This is a genomic window from Myroides odoratimimus, assembly GCF_004337635.1.
Lineage (GTDB): Bacteria > Bacteroidota > Bacteroidia > Flavobacteriales > Flavobacteriaceae > Flavobacterium > Flavobacterium odoratimimum.
This window is the reverse complement of record NZ_CP037427.1, coordinates 611,702-629,043: the sequence shown is the minus strand read 5'-3', so window position 1 is coordinate 629,043 and position 17,342 is coordinate 611,702. Positions and strand designations below refer to the sequence as shown.

14 protein-coding genes are annotated in these 17,342 nt (G+C 35.0%); 11 read left to right on the top strand and 3 right to left on the bottom strand.

The features are described from left to right. The first annotated feature begins 6 nt into the window (after window positions 1–6). The gene (locus E0Z07_RS03025) at window positions 7–1,677 is read left to right on the top strand and encodes a SusD/RagB family nutrient-binding outer membrane lipoprotein (RefSeq protein WP_131540247.1); all 1,671 of its coding nucleotides are present in this window, start codon (window positions 7–9) and stop codon (window positions 1,675–1,677) included. 93 nt (window positions 1,678–1,770) lie between these two features. Next, complete coding sequence (locus E0Z07_RS03020) at window positions 1,771–3,753, top strand: putative porin (RefSeq protein WP_131540246.1); 1,983 nt, start codon at window positions 1,771–1,773, stop codon at window positions 3,751–3,753. Between the two features lie 53 nt (window positions 3,754–3,806). Here E0Z07_RS03020 and E0Z07_RS03015 read toward each other — a convergent pair whose 3' ends face one another. Continuing rightward, the gene (locus E0Z07_RS03015) at window positions 3,807–5,492 is read right to left on the bottom strand and encodes a PNGase F N-terminal domain-containing protein (protein ID WP_131540245.1); all 1,686 of its coding nucleotides are present in this window, start codon (window positions 5,490–5,492) and stop codon (window positions 3,807–3,809) included. 77 nt (window positions 5,493–5,569) lie between these two features. Here E0Z07_RS03015 and E0Z07_RS03010 point away from each other — a divergent pair, with 77 nt between their 5' ends. The 4 genes from E0Z07_RS03010 to E0Z07_RS02995 all read left to right on the top strand — a co-directional run bounded on the left by E0Z07_RS03010 (window position 5,570) and on the right by E0Z07_RS02995 (window position 9,257). Then, complete coding sequence (locus tag E0Z07_RS03010; RefSeq protein WP_131540244.1) at window positions 5,570–6,853, top strand: DUF2851 family protein; 1,284 nt, start codon at window positions 5,570–5,572, stop codon at window positions 6,851–6,853. A gap of 68 nt (window positions 6,854–6,921) precedes the next feature. Beyond that, complete coding sequence (locus E0Z07_RS03005; protein WP_006259613.1) at window positions 6,922–7,143, top strand: hypothetical protein; 222 nt, start codon at window positions 6,922–6,924, stop codon at window positions 7,141–7,143. Window positions 7,144–7,206: 63 nt separating this feature from the next. Continuing rightward, on the top strand, window positions 7,207–8,103 hold the full coding sequence (locus E0Z07_RS03000; RefSeq protein WP_131540243.1) for a ComEA family DNA-binding protein: 897 nt from the start codon (window positions 7,207–7,209) through the stop codon (window positions 8,101–8,103). 11 nt (window positions 8,104–8,114) lie between these two features. Further along, window positions 8,115–9,257, top strand: coding sequence for an acyl-CoA dehydrogenase family protein (locus E0Z07_RS02995; protein WP_006259611.1), 1,143 nt, complete (start codon window positions 8,115–8,117; stop codon window positions 9,255–9,257). A 30-nt stretch (window positions 9,258–9,287) separates the two neighbouring features. Here the strand turns inward: E0Z07_RS02995 and E0Z07_RS02990 are convergent, their stop codons facing one another. Both E0Z07_RS02990 and E0Z07_RS02985 read right to left on the bottom strand, forming a co-directional pair. Next, entirely contained in the window at window positions 9,288–10,466 is a 1,179-nt protein-coding gene (locus E0Z07_RS02990) for a cation:dicarboxylate symporter family transporter (protein ID WP_131540242.1), read from the bottom strand. A 48-nt stretch (window positions 10,467–10,514) separates the two neighbouring features. After that, window positions 10,515–11,669, bottom strand: coding sequence for a dicarboxylate/amino acid:cation symporter (locus E0Z07_RS02985; protein WP_131540241.1), 1,155 nt, complete (start codon window positions 11,667–11,669; stop codon window positions 10,515–10,517). Window positions 11,670–12,136: 467 nt separating this feature from the next. Between E0Z07_RS02985 and E0Z07_RS02980 the strand changes: the two genes are divergently transcribed. From E0Z07_RS02980 to E0Z07_RS02960, 5 genes are all read left to right on the top strand, one after another. Continuing rightward, entirely contained in the window at window positions 12,137–12,637 is a 501-nt protein-coding gene (locus E0Z07_RS02980) for a GNAT family N-acetyltransferase (RefSeq protein ID WP_131540240.1), read from the top strand. Window positions 12,638–12,683: 46 nt separating this feature from the next. Continuing rightward, a complete protein-coding gene (locus E0Z07_RS02975; RefSeq protein WP_131540239.1) occupies window positions 12,684–13,418 on the top strand; it encodes an ATP-grasp domain-containing protein in 735 nt (244 codons plus the stop codon). Between the two features lie 61 nt (window positions 13,419–13,479). Next, window positions 13,480–14,190 (top strand): hypothetical protein, encoded by a 711-nt coding sequence (locus E0Z07_RS02970; RefSeq protein ID WP_131540238.1) that lies wholly within the window; start codon window positions 13,480–13,482, stop codon window positions 14,188–14,190. 258 nt (window positions 14,191–14,448) lie between these two features. After that, window positions 14,449–16,581, top strand: coding sequence for a TonB-dependent receptor (locus E0Z07_RS02965; RefSeq protein WP_131540237.1), 2,133 nt, complete (start codon window positions 14,449–14,451; stop codon window positions 16,579–16,581). A 126-nt stretch (window positions 16,582–16,707) separates the two neighbouring features. Continuing rightward, window positions 16,708–17,328 (top strand): tetratricopeptide repeat protein, encoded by a 621-nt coding sequence (locus E0Z07_RS02960; RefSeq protein ID WP_131540236.1) that lies wholly within the window; start codon window positions 16,708–16,710, stop codon window positions 17,326–17,328. Window positions 17,329–17,342 lie beyond the last annotated feature (14 nt).

Below are 17,342 nucleotides of genomic sequence, written 5' to 3'. Positions count from 1 at the left end.
ACTCACATGAAAAAATATATGTATAAGATATCTCTTTTAGCTTGCGTTATAGCTTTTGTGAGCTGTGATAAAGACTTAGAAGATATCAATGTTAACCCTAATAAACCTTTGGAGGTACCAACGGGAGGGTTGTTTAATAAAGCGAATAAAGATTTAATGACTAATACACGAGGGGTATTCCCTTCAGGGCGTATGTCGTTACCTTGGGTTCAGTATTCAGCTCAAAGAAATTATACTGATGAGGATTTATATTTATTCCGTACAGGAGTGAATAATAGTTTATACACGAATATTTTTTTAGCAGCAAAAAACTATAAAGAAATAATAGATATTGTTACTAATGAGAATAATCAGATAAAAGTTCAAACTTATGGACATCCTGGAAATATGCTATCTGCGGCTCGTATAATGATCGTATATGCTCAGTTACAAGCTTTAGAGACGTATGGTGATATACCTTATTATTCATATGGTAGTGATGATCCTGATTTTGAAGCAATGACTGTGGGTACTGCAAATGCAAAACCAACACCTAAATTTGCTCCTCAGGAGAAAATTTATAAAGATATGTTGAAGGAATTGAAGGAAGCAGCAGAAAGTATAGAATTGGATGCAAAGATTTTTAATGCTGGAGATTTTCTTTTTCAAAGTCCTCTTAAGATGCAAAGATTTGCAAATTCACTTAGATTGAAAATTGCAAATCGTGTTAAAAGTGTTATTCCTGAAGCTCAGGCACATATTGATGATGCTGTTAAGGGAGGTGTTATGCAGTCTAATGACGATACAGTTGGATTAAAGTTTCAGAATGATAAAGTTAATCCAGCACCTTTTTATAGAGGAGCTTTTATAGATAATCGTAATGACTTCGCTCCTACAAATACGTTTGTTGAGCTATTAAAAGGAGAGGAAAAAATGACAGGTAAAAAGAATCCTTTTAAAGGTATTGTGGATCCGCGTTTATTTAAAATGGTGGCTCCTAAGACACAATATCTACCTGTGAAGCAAGATGATGGTTCAGTAAAAATGGAAGAGGTTACTGTGCGTTTTAGAGCAACTGATGATATTCCTAGTATTGAAGGAATGAACTATATAGATCGCCCTGTTGAATTTTATGTTGGATTGCCTATAGGGATTGAAGGTGCTTTTACTGGCTCACAGATAGGAAGTGTATCTCAATTTGGTGGTGCTATTTATAAAGCCGATAAGGTAGAGGTGCTAATGGAGTATTCAGAAGTAGAGTTTATTCTATCAGAAGTAAATAAATGGAATGATACTAATTATAAAAATGGAATTAGAGCATCTATGCTTAGTTGGGGAATCGATCAGACAGAGATTGATAAGTATCTGAAAAGTGTGCCAGCGGCAAATGAAGAGAACGTTATGACACAAAAGTATATTGCTCTTTATATGCAGCCTTATGAAGCATGGTCAGAATACAGAAGAACTAAATTCCCTAAAACATTCCTTTTACCTGGTGAAACAAGAGATCTTGTTGCACCTGGACCAAATGGAGAAACTCAGTATACATTTGTGCCAAAAGTAGATCTGAAAGATTTACCTGAAAGAATTACATATCCTTCTGATATGGAACTTGTAAATAAGGCAAATAAAGATGCTGCAGCTGCTCGTATGGGTGGTGACAAAATGGATACAAAACTTATCTGGGCTAAGAAATAATTAGCTTATTAAGTATAAAATAGAAAGCCATCTTCGGATGGCTTTTTTTATTTAATTCAAAAATAAATTTACCTTTGTCCAAATTATATTTTTATGAGAAAGTACCTAGGTGTTTTTCTATTGTTTTTTTGTTGTATGACTATCCATGCACAGTTTCAAACTTTAGATATGCAAGGAAGTTATAGACCTGATGGAGACCAAGATAAAAAAGAGAAGAAAGAAATAGGAAGCCTTAGACAGAAGGTAAAGAAAGACTCTGTGGCACCTATCAGTGACTATAAGATAATCTCGATTAAGAATGATACGATAGCTGTTGATACAGCTCTATCTGTAAAGAAGCACTATGAGTTTAATTACTTAAGAAAGGATCCTTTTGGGTTACTACAGTTTGCTAATGAAGGCCAGACCTATAACGTATTAAAATATAATTATAAAGCAAATCATGTTTTACCAGGTTTTGGTTTCGAAGCAAAACAATTTGCATACTTAAACGTAGAAGATATTAAGTATTATTCTGCACCTACGCCTTATACTGATTTATACTATAGATCTGTAATGAAACAAGGACAAAATCTAGATGCTTTTATTACCTTAAATACAAGTAAGAACTTAAATTTCTTTGTAGGATATAAAGGATTGCGTTCTCTTGGGAAATACATTAATCAACTGTCTTCAACAGGAAATTTTAGAATAGGATCTAGTTATCAATCAGAAAATAAAAAGTATTTGATGAGAGCTCACTTTACAGCTCAAGACATCATGAACAAAGAAAATGGAGGAATACGTGACTTAGATCTTTTCGAAAGTAGTGTTAAGCCATATAATAAACGTGAACGTCTTAATGTGTATTATCGAGATGTTGAAACGATGTTGAAAGGAAAGCGTTTATACTTAAATCATCAATATCAATTAAATAATTCTTTTAAGAATGGTATTCTACTGACTCATGAGTTTACCTATGAGGATAAGTTTTTTGAGTATCAACAAGCTGATATTAATAATCAATTTACAGATAAGACACACTTTGGAGAAGCATTTAATAGTAGTATAAATAATAAAACTAGATATTACAACGTATTTAATAGAGTAGGAGCAGCGTATCAATCAGATGTGGCAGGTCGTTTTGAAGGATTTGTTGATTTCTATAAATATAGATACCATTATAAGAGCATAGCACATATTGGCGGTGGTCTAATACCTGATCAGTTAGAGAAGAATATAACAATGTTAGGTGGTAGATATATTTATCATAAAGAGAATTGGAAAGCAAATGTTTTAGCGAGCACATCTTTAGGTAATGACGAAACAAGGAATTTTGAAGCTAATTTAGATTATAAGTACTCAGAAGACATTGCATTTCAGTTAGGTTATCAAAATCTAAATAGAATGGGGAATTTAAACTATTATTTATATCAAAGTGATTATGTTAATTACAATTGGTATAATGAGTTTAAGAACGAAAAGATTAATCAATTCGACGCTTCTGTGACTACACCATGGGTAAAGCTGTCAGGGACATATTCAGTATTAAAAGATAAATTATATTTTTCAAACGACGCTACTGAGTTTGATAAGTTTGGTATACCACAGCAAGTATTAGTTACACCTAAACAATATGGAGGTACAATAAACTATCTATCTATTCAAGCTGAGAAAGACTTTAGATTTGGTAAGTTTGGCTTAGATAATACATTCTTGTATCAGAAGGTTGATCAAAAAGATAATATCTTAAATGTGCCAGAGTTTGTGACACGCAATACTTTATATTTCACAGATGCATTCTTTGATAAGGCTTTAAAGTTTCAGACAGGTATCACCTTGAGTTATTTTACGAAGTACTATGGAAATGACTATAATCCATTGATAGGAGACTTCTTTGTACAAGATAAAGTAGAAATAGGGAATTATCCAGTATTCGATTTCTTTATTAATATGAAGATTAGAACAGCTAGAATATATATTATGTTAGAGCACTTTAACTCTAGTATGACAGGATATAAGTATTATTCAGCTCCTAATAATCCTTATAAGGATTTTACTTTGAGATTTGGGATAACTTGGAACTTCTTTACATAAGAATTTATAAATAAAAAAAGCGCAGTTTTACTCTTTGTAAAACTGCGCTTTTTTTATTCTCCAAAGAGAACACCTGATACATTCCAATAACTAAAGCTATTACCTTCTCTTCTTCCTTGCGGTATTTTGACTTCTAATGTATGTGTACCTTTCTTTATATCTCCTAAAGGAACCCAAATAGGTGGTGTGACAGTGCCCGGACACCAGTTAGAACGACTGAGGTCAGATGAAGATAATCCAGTCTCAAAATTACCAGAAGCTGGATTGTATTCTCTATAAGAGCCACAGTCTTGTCTCCATGGGAAGTAGTCTAACACTTTAGTAGAATCTAAGGTAATTGTATTTAGTTTAGGGTTAAATTCATCTCCATTCTCCCATCCACCATGTCCCGTAGTGATATACCTTAATCTAGCATTTTTGATATCAGTAGTTGTCGTAAAGGTTATTTTTAAACCTGTTGGAGATGCAAACATAATCGGATAGTTCTGACCTGCCATTTCCATTAGATTAGTAGTGTTAAAGATAGGCATCATCGTTGTCGTTTTATTAGCATTGCTCAGTCCGTCAGGATGGATAGTAATATCAGCACTTATCTTATGGCCACCTTTATCATAATTGCCTATATATACCCCTACATACCATTCACTATTACTTAGTAGAGGTTGAAACTCAGAAATCTCTTGTCTATAATACACCTTCTCTTGCCATTTATAATCAAGTACATCTATATGATTAAAGCCTTTGACACCAAATGGAGTGAAGAAGCGCATTAACTCTATAGGAGGAGTATAGTTTTGAGTAGCGATAACACCTTGAAATTTCTCTGTAGAATCTTGGTTTTGATAGATTGGGAGTACCTCTATACCTTGTTCTAAAGCATCCATAAAAGAAATTTCGTGATAATGAGGTATTAAGAACACACTACCTGTTCTATCATATGCATCACCATTAGACTGTTCTGTTAAGTTGACAAATATCTGATCAGTCGGTTTTATAGCAGGTATTTTTACTTTCGTAACAATCACTGTTCCTTTAGCGAAGCGCATTAGATTTGGCTTATTAATAACAGAGTCAGAGAAATTGACCAAATCATCTTCGAATAACTTAATTGTAGTAAACCTGCTTTTCCATAGTTCAGCTTTATAAGTTTTAGTATCTACCTCATGACTATCCTCTAGCTGTATATAGTCTTTTATATTTAGCTTTAAATCTTTGTTTATTTTATTAGCTATTGTTTTGTATGTCCCATTGCGATCTATTTCTAACACTAGACCGAGGTTAGCACCTAATAACATAGGACTTCCTTTAATCTTTAGTTCATTAGTATACCATAAGGTGATTTTATTAGAATTAATTGTTATAGTCGCTTTATTACACTTATAGCCTTGTATTGTTTTGGTCTCTTTATGATGTGTGAAGGATTGGTCAGTATTTGGAAGCACCATCTTTATTTTATTCTTCTTAGTTAGATGAGCCACACTGTATTGAATATTGTTTTTATAGTCGATATAAGTCTGTTCATAAGGATATTTCTCTAGTCCTACGTCGAGTTGTTTTTTCTTAGCTATAAAAGCATTATCCTCATTTGCTATCAGGATTATGGGGTCTTCTACATTGATTATTTTATTGTTGGAGTAAGTATAGTATTCTATAAGTGTATTTTGGTTAGGTTTTTGTGCGTATATAATACTAGAAGACAAGGTCATAGTAATGCTGATGATGTAGAATAGTATTCTCATAAGATTGGTTGGTGTGATTATAGTTTTTATAAAAATAGAGAAAACGAATTGAATATAACTAATATGCGAATATATTTATGAAAGAAGCTTTCCTACATTATGTTTGGGCAAATCAATTGTTCAATTTTAAAGACCTATATACTACATCTAACGAATCTCTCAGTATACTTTCTACAGGAACTTTTACTGGTCTAGATGGACCTGACTTTTTTAATGCAAGAATATGCATTGGAGATCAGGAATGGGCGGGTAATATTGAGATACATATTAAGGCTTCTGATTGGTATGCACATCATCATGAGCGAGATCAGCGTTATGACAGTGTGATATTACATGTGGTATGGGAGTATGACATTCCAGTTTTTAGATTGGATGGTAGTGAGATAACTGTTTTCGTTTTGAAGAACTATGTAGATCAACAAGTAGTAGAGAAATGTACTCAACTCTTTTTGCGTAAAAATCACCTAAACTGTGAAGATAGCATAGGAACAGTTGATCCATGTATCTGGACATTTTGGAAAGAGAAGTTGTTTCTAGAGCGGTTGATAGAAAAAACCATACCAATGGAACAATTGCTTTTAGAAACAAATAATCATTGGGAACATGTACTCTTTTGTTTTCTAGCTAAGAGTTTTGGCTTAAACGCGAATGGCGAAGCATTCTATGATGCAGTAAGACATTTACCGATACAATCTATTTATAAACAATCCCAATCCTTGTTGCAGATAGAAGCTCTATTATTTGGAGTAACTGGTCTGTTAGAAGAAGAACAAGAACTAGAGGATGACTATATAAAAGAAATAAAAAGAGAGTGGGCTTTCTTAAAGAGTAAGTATAATATCGTTGTATCAACTACATTATCTATAAGATTCTTTCAGCTTAGACCACCTAATTTCCCTACTATTAGATTAGCACAGTTGAGTAGTTGGCTATATCATCAGCAGATTCCTGTTGTAAAGATGGTGACAACAACAGATTTAAATTACTTCTATAAATTATTTGACATAAAAGTAAGTTCGTATTGGGAGACGCATTATGTATTTAATAAAGTAAGTAAGAAACAGGTTAAAAAGCTGACTAAAGACTTTATTGATTTAGTAATTATCAATGTCATCTTACCTATGCAGATTATTTATCAGAAGTCCGTATCACATGAAGATTTTGATATTAGTGATATTATAGCACTAGCCGAAAGCGTAAGAGCAGAGAAGAACAGTATCGTAAGCTTATTCTCTAATTATAATGTAACAGCGATTAATGCTGTAGATAGCCAAGCTCTAGTTCATCTAAAGAAGAAATACTGTGATAGTAATCGATGTATAGAGTGTGCTATAGGGAAAGAATTTCTCAAAAAAAGCTAATCATACACCATAGTTCACTTTGCTGTGATGGATATTGTTTATCTTTGTATAGTTAATATGATATAAGTATGGTTACTAGTTTAAGACACTATTTTGAGAAAAGAGGATTCAGAGTATCTAGCCGTCTAGGAGACAGACTAGGGATGCGCGCTACTAGTGTACGTCTATTTTTTATCTATTTATCATTCTTTACCTTGGGATTAGCTTTTGCTTTATACCTTACTTTAGCTTTTTTAGCTCGTATTAAAGACTTAATCTATACAAAGAGAACATCAGTATTCGACCTATAAATCTCTTTGAATACTATATGTGAGTTGGCTAGTAATCTTGTAATTTTCCTGTAAAAATAGGAGATGCTATCTAATTACAAAAAAAGATTTTACTATTACACGAAGTCACAGAAGCGAGGCCTTTTCTTTTTAGTACTCTTTGTGATTGCTATTCAGTTGTATATCTATTACCCTAGGTCATCTGATGAGCATATAGTTGATCAGTATTCCACCCTTTTTAACGATGAGTATCAGAAGCAGATTAGTTTATTAGATAGTATTAATACTATTGCCATAGCTAAGCGAGATACGATCTACCCTTTTAACCCCAACTTTATTACAGATTATCGTGGCTTTGTTTTAGGTATGTCTACAGCAGAGATAGATCGGTTATTGTCATTTCGAAAGGAGAATAAGTATGTCAATTCTGCTAAAGAATTTCAACAAGTTACTCAAGTATCTGACGAATGGCTAAAGACCTATAGTACTTATTTTAAGTTCCCAGATTGGGTGAATACCCCTAAGGTGCAGCGAGAATATGTTGATTATAGTAAGCCTAAAGTAGAAGTCCCCATAGTAGCAATATGTATAAATAGTGCAACTTTAGATGACTTACAGAAAGTCAGAGGAATAGGGCCGTATTATGCAGATAAGATTATGAAAGAAAGGGAGAAGTACGGTGGTTTTGTGTCCGTACAGCAGCTGAAGTTTGTGTATGGGCTTTCAGAAGAAGTTGTAAATGAATTATATAGGCATTTTAAAGTGATGAATGCACCAATTGTCACAACATTAAATATCAATGAAGCATCTATAAATCAATTGAAAGAATTACCCTATATGAATTACTATATCGCAAGAGAAGTAGTTAAGCATAGGAGTATGAATGGAGATTTTGTTAATAAAGAAGGATTACTACAAATTGAGAAATTCCCTATTGACAAAATTGATATAATTAGTTTATATTTGAGATTTACGAATTAAAACTATCAACCATGAATTTTGAATACAATGAAACTCAAGCAATGATTGCTCAATCTATAAGAGACTTTGCAGAACAACATATTCGTCCACATATTATGGAATGGGACGAAGCTCAAATCTTTCCTGTAGATTTATTTAAAAAACTAGGAGAGATGGGATATATGGGAGTTTTAGTTCCTGAAGAGTACGGAGGATCTGGACTAGGCTACCACGAATATATCACTATCGTAGAAGAAATTTCTAAAGTAGACTCGTCTATTGGTTTATCAGTAGCAGCACATAACTCACTATGTACTAATCATATTTTATCATTTGCGAATGAAGAGCAAAAGAAAAGATGGTTACCTAAGCTAGCGACAGCGGAGTGGATCGGTGCATGGGGATTGACAGAGCACAACACTGGATCTGATGCAGGAGGTATGAGTACTACAGCTGTGAAAGATGGTGATCATTGGATCTTAAATGGAGCGAAGAACTTTATCACTCACGCTATCTCTGGTAACGTTGCAGTTGTTATCGTTCGTACAGGAGAGAAAGGTGATTCTCACGGAATGACAGCTTTCGTAGTAGAGAAAGGTACACCAGGATTCTCTAGTGGTAAGAAAGAAAACAAATTAGGAATGCGTGCATCTGAGACTGCAGAACTTATCTTTGATAACTGTCGCGTACCTGATGCTAACCGTTTAGGAGAAGTAGGAGAAGGGTTCATTCAAGCGATGAAAGTATTAGATGGAGGGCGTATCTCTATTGGTGCATTATCATTAGGTATTGCTAAAGGAGCTTATGAAGCAGCATTAAAATACTCGAAAGAGAGAGTTCAATTCGGAAAACCAATTAGCCAATTCCAAGCTATCGGTTTTAAATTAGCAGACATGGCTACAGAGATTGAATGTTCTGAGTTATTATTACACAAAGCAGCTTTCTTAAAGAACAATAACAAACCGATGACTAAGATCGGAGCTATGGCGAAGATGTATGCGTCTGAAGTATGTGTGAAAGTATCTACAGAAGCGATCCAGATCCACGGAGGATATGGATATACTAAGGACTTCCCAGTAGAGAAGTTCTTCCGTGATTCGAAGTTGTGTACTATCGGAGAAGGAACTACAGAGATTCAAAAATTAGTTATTTCTCGTAATATTTTAAAAGACTAATCAGATTAGATGATATAGAAGAAAGGGAAGCTACTGAGCTTCCCTTTTTTGTTGTCGTTCGTGAAAGGCTGTTGCCATAAGACTTAAGGCGCCATCCCCCACTATATTACACGCAGTACCAAAACTGTCTTGTAGTGCGAATATGGTTAATACTAATGCTATCCCAGTATCATCGAAGTCTAGCATAGAGGTTATTAACCCTAAAGATGCCATTAGCGCTCCGCCAGGTACACCAGGTGCTCCTAAGGCAAATATACCTAGTAAAAGCACAAATAGAATCAATGTACTAACATTAGGTAAATGCCCATAAAGGACTAAGGATACTGTCATTACAAAGAAGGTCTCTGTAACCATAGCACCACATAAATGTACATTCGAGAAGAATGGAATAGTGAAGTTCGTAATCTCTGGCTTTAGTACCTTGCTCTTATGTGCTGATTGTAGTGCTACACCTAAGCTAGCCGCTGAAGACATCGTTCCTAACGCTGTTAGATAGGTCGGTCCATAATGTCTGAGTACTTCCCATGGGTTCTTTTTAGCATACAGACCTGCGATCGTGTATAAGATGGTGATCCATACGATATGAGCTAAAATCACGATGATAATCACGATTAAGAAGATAGGTAATTGTGACTGTATGCTACCTACATAACTAAGCAAAGCAAAATTACAGGCAATGTATAAGGGTAATAAAGGAACTAGTACTCTATTGACTAAGAGTAACACGATCTCTCTAAAGTGATCGAAGGCTACTTCTAATGGTTTAGACTGTGTCCATAGAATACCTAAACCTATCATGAGTGCAAGTACTAAGGAAGTCATCACATCGAATATAGGTGGAATGTCTAGTTTAAAGAGCATCTCTGGTAATGCTCTTCCCGTAGCAGCGGTAGAGGGTATGTCTAACCAAGGCAATATAGTGTAGCCTAATGAACCACTGAATAGCCCTGCTCCGACACTCGATATATAAGCTATAGCTAAGGAAAACCCTATAATAACAGAGGACTTCTGATCTAGCTTAGCAATAGACGATACGATAAATCCTAAGATGATTAAAGGAACTAAAAATAAGATTAGTTGCCCTAAAATATGTTTCGTAGATAAGATGACTTGAAGTAGAATATCATTTAGATAAGGCCCTACAAATAGACCGATAATTACTCCTGATAGTAGTCTAACGATAGTATTGTTTACTAATTTCTTTAGCATAGTATAGAGGTATAAAAAAGGGAAAGCACAGGCCTTCCCTCATTATCTTTATTTATCACTGTATTTTGTTACCATAAGGCTAAGTGCTCCATCTCCTGTAATATTACATGCGGTACCGAAGCTATCTTGTAATGCAAATATCGTTAAGGTCAGTGCGATACCAGCATCGTCAAAACCTAGTACGGAAGCAATGATACCTAATGAGGCCATTACAGTACCTCCAGGTACACCAGGTGCTCCGATAGCGAAGATACCTAGTAGTAGTACGAATAAGATCATTGTCCCCATAGTTGGCAATCCGCCATATAATACTTGAGATACGGTCATCACGAAGAATACTTCTGTCAATACTGATCCACATAAGTGTATATTAGAGAAGAACGGTATAGTGAAGTTCGTGATCTCAGGCTTCAGTACTTTACTTTTGTGTGCAGACTGTAGTGCTACACCTAGAGAAGCTGCTGAAGACATCGTACCTACTGCTGTTAAATAAGCAGGAGGATAATGTTTAATTACTTCCCATGGGTTCTTCCCAGAGTATATACCCGCTATCGTATACAACACACCTAACCAAATAAAGTGTGCCACTATCACGATAAGAATCACAGTTAAGAACACAGGTAGCTGTGACTGTATAGACCCTTCATAACTAAGTAATGCAAAGTTCGCCATGATATAGAATGGCAATACAGGTACTAATACTCTATTTACTAATAACAATACGATATCTTTAAACGAATCGAAGGCACGCTCTAGTGGTTTAGACTCTGTCCATAGAATACCGATACCGATCATTAAGGCAAGTGTCAGAGAAGTCATTACTCCAAATACAGGAGGTATATCTAGCTTAAATAACATTGCTGGAAGCTCCTTAAGAGTCTCTACATTTTTCTCTATCTGTAAGTGAGGGATAATGTTAAACCCTAAAGTACTACTAAAGAACCCTGCTCCGATACTAGATAAGTAAGCAATAATAATAGAGAAACCGATTATGCTAGTCTTTCCCTTGTCTAGTTTAGCGATAGACGAAACCACGAATCCTAATATGATTAGTGGTACTAAGAAAAGTATAATTTGTCCTAGTATATGTCTAGTAGATAAGATGATTTGTAGTAAGCTGTCTGTAAGATATGGGCCTATGACTAGCCCAACTATCACCCCTAGTAAAAGTTTTACTATTGTATTACTAAAGAATTTCTTCATGTTCTGATACCTATATTTTTGATTAAAGTACTAAATTATTCAAAGCAAAGATATTTATAAACCTTGTTTTTTATTAGTCATTTTCAGAATATACCATATATATGGTAGTGGAGGGGACGAGGTATAATATAGGATGTTCGTAATGATATGTTTTTGTGGATATAGTTTGGTTCGGAGACAGATTTAGTATCGTTCGGAAAAGGGGTCTTTATCCTACTAAATACCGATGTTTTTCCGAACAATTTCCGAACAACGTGCTTAGTAAGGCATAACAGATTTCTTATAAGCCTTGTCAATAAAGAGGTGATAAGGATTATCGTTTTTTCATAAATACCTATTTTAACCAAATCAGATCATTTACTCCAAAGTAGGTCAACTGTAAAATGAATAGGATGTTTATAAGGAGTTTATGAATTGTTACTTCATTAAATATTCGTAATATTAACCTATTAGAAATATGACTAGGCATGAAGAGCGTTTTAGAAACAGATCGATTAGTACTAAGAGAATTAACTACTGCAGATGCTGAACACTTTTATCAGTTAAATCTTAATCCTAATGTGATGCGCTACACAGGAGATGATACTTTTGAGAGTGTGGATGAAGCGTATACTTTTTTAGCTCATTATAGTGATTATGAGAGAAATGGATATGGACGATGGGCAGTTATTCGAAAGGAAGATAATGCGTTTTTAGGGTGGTGTGGACTGAAGTACAATGCTGATATAGATAGGACAGATATAGGCTTTCGCTTCTTTGAGGAGTATTGGAATAGGGGGTATGCTACAGAGAGTGCTAAGGCTTGCCTTGAGTATGGCTTCGGTTCATTAAAACTAGAGGTGATTATTGGTAGAGCAATGAAAGAGAATATTGCATCGATTAAAGTATTAGAGAAGATAGGACTAGTCTATGAGAACGATTTTGACTTCGATGATCATATAGGCGTATTGTATGTAATAACACGGTAAAGGTGGCAATACTTTTTGACTAAATATTTAAAAAAGCTGAATAATAATGAGAACATATATACAGACAGATAAAGAAGGAAACTATTATAATGTGAATGCCTTTATCGCCAATGAAGGGTTTAAACATTTTGGGTATGAAACCATAAAATACGTTGATGTAGAGGATATAGTAGATACTAATCCAGAAGATATTGTTGTAGGAGGAATAGGCAATGTAAGAAGACGATTAAAGAATATTGGGATTGATTTAGATTTGACAGGAATAGATTATCCACAAGAGTTAAGAAAATATCTAAAGAGGGAGATTTGGACAAGTACGTTGGAAGAGATATTGGAACAAAAACGCTTTGGTATATTCGTCAAACCTGATGTAGAGACTAAGAAGTTTGCAGGTAAGGTATTTAATAGTGAACTAGATTTTATAGGATTAATAGATGAAGGTAAACCAACTGTAGTGTTGTGTTCTGAATTGGTAGATTTTAAGGCAGAGTATAGATGTTTTATTCGCTATAGAGATATACTTGATATCAGACGATATAAAGGAGATTGGGATAAGGTAATAGATGTAGAGGTAGTGAGACAGGCGATAGCTGATTTTGACAACCAACCTAATGCCTATGCTTTAGACTTTGGAGTGACTGAGACAGGAGATACTGTATTAGTTGAGGTAAATGAAGGACACTCTTTAGGGAGCTATGGATTATCAGCACAGCAATATGCTAAGTTCTTATCAGCACGATGGGCTGAAATGACTGGTACAGTAGATTATTTGAGTTTTTAGGTAGAGTATGTAGTTAATGGAGTAATCTTAGTTTATTTATCTTTGTTGTAAAAGTGTTAATATGCAAGAAAATAGTTTGGATAAAAATATTGATATTTTTGAGGTAGGAGCAGTTCTTGCTGATTTTTATTTAGCTTCAAAGAATATACCTGCAGTTACTTCTGCAATTATGTTGAGTTATAGAAACCTCATTAGTCCTGTGTCTAAAAGAGAAAAGCTATGGATACCAAAAGTAATTGAAATTTGTAAGAGTATACAAAATAGAGGAATGTGGATTTCTGAAGATAAAGAAGAGGAATTAGTTAGTTATTTGTTGGTTTTAAATCAAAATGTAATGAAGACTCATCAAGATGAAAAGATAAGTATGTTTGAGAAATTACTTCAAGGATATTTTCTAAATCAAGAAGTTGATTATGATATCAGTATTACATATTTGAATCTTACAGATAGACTAACTATAAAACATATTCAGCTGTTGAGAAATATCAAAAATTGCAGTATAGAAGAACTTATAGGAGATTTATCTTATAACACGTTGTATAATGTTTTAAAAATAAAAGAACTCTCTTTGGATTTAGGCCAGTTTAGATTTATTTTAGATGAACTTGTAACTTTAGGTTTGATTTTTAAGTCGGAGAATATTATTGGGGAAACTAGAGTTAAGAAAGAGTCTGGAATATTATTGGAAAATCAACCATATGAGAATTTACCTGTTATCGTACTGTCTGATTTTGCATTTGATTATATGAATTATTTATATGGTAAAATGTAGTGTAGACGAAATGTTTAACAAAACGGTTAATAGTTAAAAGCTATTAATCGTTTTTTTTATGGCTATAAGTCAGCAAGAATAAATAAGCATCTCAAGATACCTAGCTCTAGTTTATACACATCACTAAAACCGTGAAGTGATAACAATAAACTGTTAACTAATCTCCGTTCGCGCAGTAAATACTCCCATTCACGCACTCATTTTTTCAGAAGTTGTGTTGTCAGATTACGTTTGTGATAGAATTAATCAAGAAGAAAGATGAGAACACTACTATGTTTGTTATTAACCTTATGTATAGGTGCTGTACAGGCACAACAGATTCTGCTATCGGGTACAGTGGTAAACGATAAGAATAAACCAATCGAGAATGTGAATGTGTACCTTGAAGATAGCTTCGAGGGAGCATTGACTGATGCGAAAGGGTATTTCAGTTTTATAGTTACAGATACAGTAGTGAGTGGCGTGCTGAAGTTAATGCATGCACAGTATGGCAATCTCGATGTAGAAATCAATACAAAGGAGAATTATAATGAACATTTTGTGTTAAGTAGTCAAGATGAGGTGATGGGAGAAATCCTTATCATCGCGAATAGCAAGAATAAAAGAGAACGCGCAGAGAGTATTGGGTTAAATGCAATGGATGTAGTGAGTACTGCAGGGAGTCCCGGTAATATTATGGGAGTACTAAGTACCATGCCAGGGGCGCAGACGAATGGAGAGGATGGTAGACTACTGATACGTGGAGGTAGAGCAGAGGAGAGTGGTATATTCGTCAATGGTGTAAGGGTGTTTCAGCCTTATACTTCTTCTGTAGGTAATGTGCCTGTGCGCTCTAAGTTTAATCCGTTTCTGTTTAAGGGAATATCTTTCTCAGCAGGGGGGTATAGTGCAGAGTTTGGAGATGCGTTATCGGGAGTATTACAGTTAGATACTTCGGATGAGATAGATCCATCGCGTAGAGACTACTCTATCTCTACTGTAGGAGGGAGCTTCGCACAGACACATCAGTGGGGCAAGAACTCGCTGTCATATAGTCTAAACTATCTAAACTTAGGAGTCTATACTACAGTGGTAAAACAGCGATATAATACTAAAAAGCCTTTCTCTACAGCTTCTGGAGAGATGATGTATAAGCGCGAGATTAAAGATGGTGGATATAAACTATATACTGCTGTGGACTTCTCTACCATCAAGTATGAGCAAGAGATACAGCCAAGTAATCGAGTAGATACACTAGGCTTTAAGTCGAGTAATGTGTATATGAATAGTGTGTTCTTTAAGAAGCTTACTCCTTATATGCGACTTGATATTGGTACAGGGTTAGGGTATATGGATTATACAGGAGATAGCAATGATATGAGCTTAAAGAAGATTAGTTGGGATGTGAATCAGAAGGTGAAGTTTTCTTATCAGTGGAATGGGCAGTTTCAGTCTTTTGTAGGGGTAGATGTACAGGCTTCTAAATTAGATTTGACGAGAAGTGAAGGGAGTAGAGCAGAAGCCTTTGGTACGGATGCGAATAGATGGGCACTGTTTTTTGAGAACAATTGGAAGATAACGTCAGACTTGTCATTGAGGGCAGGTTTGAGAACGAGTAAGTATTCAGAAATATCAGATTGGACAGTAGAGCCACGTGCGATGTTGACTTATCAGATGACACCTAAGCATCAGATGTCTTTTTCGTATGGCGTGTTTAATCAGGCTGTGAACTTAGAGCAGTCATTAGCAGTGAAACAAGAAGACTGGATGCAGGCTAACCATTATATACTGAACTATACTTATGAGTTTAGAAAGCGTCTATTGAGAGCAGAGATGTTCTATAAAGATTATAGTAAGTTGCTCTTAACGCCATTAGGTAAGCCAAGTGAGTATGCACAGTTAGGAGAGGGATATGCAAAGGGATTTGACTTGTTTTGGAAAGATAATATCACGTTTAAGAATTTTAGCTATTGGGTAACCTATACTTACATAGACTCTCAACGCAAAGAGATGTATTGGAACGAATGGATACAGCCGTCTTATGTAGTAAAGCACAACCTCTCTGTGGTGACGAAGTACTGGATAGATCAATGGAAATCTCAGGTGAGTATGACGTATAACTACAGTAGTCCACGTCACTTCCACGATATAAATACTACTAATAAAACTACTTATGAAAGTAGTCCGGTACACAATGTGAGTATGAGTTGGGCTTATCTATTCAGTGGGCAAAAGATAGTGTACTTATCAGTAGATAATTTGTTAGGTAGAAATCCTGTATACGCTTATCAGTTTAATCAACGTGGAGGACAACCTGATGTAACGAATGCCTCTGCGAAGCGATTTATATATGTAGGATTTATGTGGACGATAAGTGCAGATAAAAAGAAGAACCAATTAGAGAATTTGTAAAACAACAATACAAACAGTAGAGACATTAGAAACAGTAGAGACATTAGAAACAACAGTTCGCGCAGTTCGTTTTTTAAAGGTTTAATCGTCAGTGTAGATTTATTGTGTAATTAAATAATTAGAAAGATGAGAAAGTTATTAATTTTATTATTCGGTGTATTTAGTGTAGTGAGTTTCGGACAATCTAAATACGAAGCAGGAATGCAAAAAGCGATGCAACAATGGCAAAGTGGGCAATCGAAAGAGGCAGTGGCTATGTTAGACCGTATAGCGATGTCTGATAAAGAGAACTGGATACCGGTGTACTACAAGGTGCTTATTAGTATCACAGGAGGGTTTAGTAATCCACAGGCTGATGCCGTAGAAGATATCGTGATGGCTAATCGCGTACTAATAGACCAATGGTTAGAAACGGGGGGAAGCGAGTGGTATGTGTTAAAAGGGATGAATGAGACGCTAGAGTTAATTACTGATCCGATGAATAAGGGAATGGTGCAGACTCCAATTATTAATAAAGCGTATGATAAGGCGATAGAGTTAGATCCTACTAATCCGAGAGCAGTGTATTCTGTGGCAAGTTTTCAGATTAATAGTGCTAAGTTTATGAAGGTAGATATGGATTATTACTGTAAGATGCTAGAGAAGTCGATAGAGCTATTCGATAAACAGGAGAGTGATGTGCCATTCTATCCATCATGGGGGAAAGATTGGGCATTAAAAACACAAGAAATGTGTAAAGTGAAGTAAATTAGATGAGTTTG